Source organism: Moorena sp. SIO3B2, from assembly GCF_010692525.1.
Lineage (GTDB): Bacteria > Cyanobacteriota > Cyanobacteriia > Cyanobacteriales > Coleofasciculaceae > Moorena > Moorena producens.
Map to the genome: position 1 here is coordinate 1 of NZ_JAAHHE010000554.1, position 3,193 is coordinate 3,193.

3 protein-coding genes are annotated in these 3,193 nt (G+C 44.1%); 2 read left to right on the top strand and 1 reads right to left on the bottom strand.

Features of this window, described 5'->3' with window-relative positions; all coding sequences use genetic code 11:
• Positions 1 to 902, top strand: a 902-nt coding sequence (locus F6K38_RS37835; RefSeq protein WP_287360118.1) for an adenylate/guanylate cyclase domain-containing protein, incomplete at its 5' end; no start/stop codon positions are given.
• A gap of 20 nt (positions 903 to 922) precedes the next feature.
• Here the strand turns inward: F6K38_RS37835 and F6K38_RS37840 are convergent.
• Positions 923 to 1,144, bottom strand: coding sequence for a DUF7219 family protein (locus F6K38_RS37840; protein WP_008180180.1), 222 nt, complete (start codon positions 1,142 to 1,144; stop codon positions 923 to 925).
• A gap of 969 nt (positions 1,145 to 2,113) precedes the next feature.
• Between F6K38_RS37840 and purC the strand changes: the two genes are divergently transcribed.
• Positions 2,114 to 2,842, top strand: a complete 729-nt coding sequence (purC, locus tag F6K38_RS37845) for a phosphoribosylaminoimidazolesuccinocarboxamide synthase (RefSeq protein ID WP_008180181.1) — start codon at positions 2,114 to 2,116, stop codon at positions 2,840 to 2,842.
• Positions 2,843 to 3,193 lie beyond the last annotated feature (351 nt).

A 3,193-nucleotide genomic window follows, 5' to 3' on the forward strand; every position in this document is an offset into this window, starting at 1 on the left:
TAGAAGATATGACTCGTGAGAAGCGTATGAAGACAGCCATGTATCGCTACATGACTCCACGGGTTGCTGATCAAGTCTTAGCCCTAGGGGAAGATACCTTAATGCAGGGCAAGAAGCAAGAAGTAACAATTCTATTTTCCGATATCCGGGGCTACACAAACCTAACAGAACATCTCGGAGCAACAGAGGTGGTATCGTTGCTCAACAAGTATTTTGAAACCATGGTAGAGGCTGTATTCAATCATGATGGCACCTTGGACAAGTTTATTGGAGATGCCTTGATGGCGGTGTTTGGAGCACCTTTACCCCTGCCAAATCATGCTTGGAAGGCTGTCAAATCAGCTCTAGATATGCGCTCACGCTTAGCAAAATTTAATTCCAATCGCAGTCGTAACAACCAACCTGAAATCCGGATTGGAATGGGAATTAGTTCTGGAGAAGTGGTTTCCGGCAATATCGGCTCCCAAAAACGGATGGACTATACGGTTATTGGAGATGGGGTGAATCTAAGTGCTCGTCTCGAAAGCGTTACCAAAGAGTATGGCTGCGACATTATCTTGAGTGAGTCTACCTATAATTTGTGCCGCGATCGCATTGTGGTGCGGGAGTTAGATCAAATCCGGGTCAAAGGTAAAAACCAAGCGGTTAGGATTTATGAATTAATTGGCAAAACCGACGTATCCCTTAGCGATAAAAGAAAACGGTTCTTGGATTTGTATCAAGCAGGGCGTAATGCTTACATCAAACGAGACTTTCACCAGGCACTCAAGTATTTTACTGATGCACTAGATATACAACCAAATGACCGGCCTGTCAAGACCCATATTAACCGAGCTAAAAACTATTGTGATCATCCTCCTGATGATTCCTGGGATGGAGTTTACACGATGACCACGAAGTAAAGAATGACGTATTTCATCCTTTATATACCCAGGCTCTTTTTGCTTTGTTTCAACTCTTTCCAGAGTTTTTTAATCTGCTGGTAAGCCTCTTTTGGAGGCAGCTTACCAGCAGTTTCCAGATTACAGATGTAGCTGACTTTTTGAGCAAATTCCTGTAAATTAGCGTTAAAAACCACGTTTTCTGGCTTGAACTGACCGTGATAGGGACTGTGAGGGTGTAAAAAATCAGATGGATCTACCATAGCTATTGCCTGCACCAGACGTTTTTAACCTAACCTTAACTTAACTGATTAAAGGATAACTCACGCTCCACCAAATTTCGGATTTTGTCTGATTGTGATTGCTGTAATAGACATCAGGTTTTACGGTACTGCCCAAAACACAAGGGCATTGTCTTGATGCAAAGGGCGAGTGGTTTTGTGTCTGTTTGCGAAACACCACGATTCTCCTTTGGAGACACTAGGTGAATGCACCGCTGTTTTACCCGTGGGAACCCCCACAGGTCGGCGTTAGGTACCCTGTTCCCTTGCTGCATCGCTTTCTGCTTTGCTGAAAAACTTTAGCTAGATCCGTTATAAACCCCACATCTTTTGTTGATTGGTTTAGTGTGGGAGGGGGCTTATAAAGTGCGCCCGTAGGTGGCGCACACAGCCCCTTATGAATCGCGGATATAGCTAAATCTATCTTTGACACTCCTCCTGAATCACGCAGCGAGGATTATTGCTTCTCGGGGAGTCCAACGACTTTACCCTCCACAAGCATACACCGTCTGCCCGGCGGCGTTTGGAAAGGTGCGCGAAAGTGCACCGGGAGAAATTTATTCAATTGTCGTGCTACGGCTTCAACATTTATAAAAAATGCGCGTATTTTTGCTACTTTGCTTCCGGAGCTCAAGCTATCCGAAGCGACCTACTACGCTTTTTATATATGCGTAAAACCGCTAGGTTTAATTATAAATCAAAGCCGTACCTTGAAGGACGGGGCTTTAAACCCAAAATTTTTGGTCAAGATCTATAGCAATCCTAAATCAGTTGTCAAACATGCAAAATCTGAAATCATTGCTGGGCTTGCTTTAAGCGCGATTCGGCGTTCGCTTTGGCCTACGGCCAAAGCGAACGCGATAGCGTCGGCTGTGGCCACTATATTTTACGAATCATTTAGGGCTGGTATATCTGTCAATATATTGTCAGTCAACCATCATCTTACTGATTATGTCCCCTGATCAAAAACTCTACGAAGGTAAAGCGAAAATCCTATATACTACCGATGACCCAGAGATTCTACTGACTCACTTTAAAGATGATGCCACTGCCTTTAATGCCCAAAAGCGAGGTCAGATTTCTGGGAAGGGTGAGATAAATTGTGCGATCGCATCTCATTTGTTCAAAGTCTTAGAAGAGAATGGCATAGCTACACACTTCATTGACCGTCCTACTCCCAACCAAATGTTGGTCAAACAGGTAAAAATTGTGCCCTTGGAGGTGGTAGTCAGGAACATTGCTGCTGGTAGTCTATGTCAACAAACTGGAATACCAGAGGGTCGGGTACTCCCGAAAGCCCTAGTGGAATTTTATTTAAAGAATGACGACTTAGGAGATCCCTTGTTAACACGCGATCGCTTACTACTGCTGGAACTAGCAACGCCTGAGCAGTTGAAGCAACTGATTGAGCAAGCGTTGCGAATTAACCAAATTCTGACTGACTTCTTCTATCAGTGTGGCATTACTCTAGTAGACTTCAAGTTGGAGTTTGGTCTAACCCCGTCTGAAGAACTACTATTAGCCGATGAAATCAGTCCTGATACCTGCCGCCTTTGGAACCAAGCCGAAACTGATCCGGAGCGTCGAGTGATGGACAAAGACCGATTTCGCAAGGACTTGGGAAATGTAGAACAAGCCTATCAGCAAGTCCTACAAAAAGTTCTTGAGAGCAAACTCTAATCAGCCTCTGACTAGATCTGACAGGGTAAAAACAAGTGACGGGATTGATGCCATCGTTAACCCGTAACCCAAAAAAATTTAGCACATTGGTAAAAATAACCACAGACGAACGAAAATAGACAACAGGCATGCGCATTGCTTGCTTAGGTCAAGTGTTCAGTCATGGTACTGTGGCTGACAACTAATAACTAATATAATAGTTGCTCCTATGGCACTGGAGTTGTTAGCCCTCCGTCAACCAGTAATCAATGGCTTACTGAGAGTTTACCAATGACCAATGACCCAATAGGAATGGTGTGTGGAAGTGTCAAAAACAAACAACACAATGCGTTTATCTCCCTTGTTAGCAGC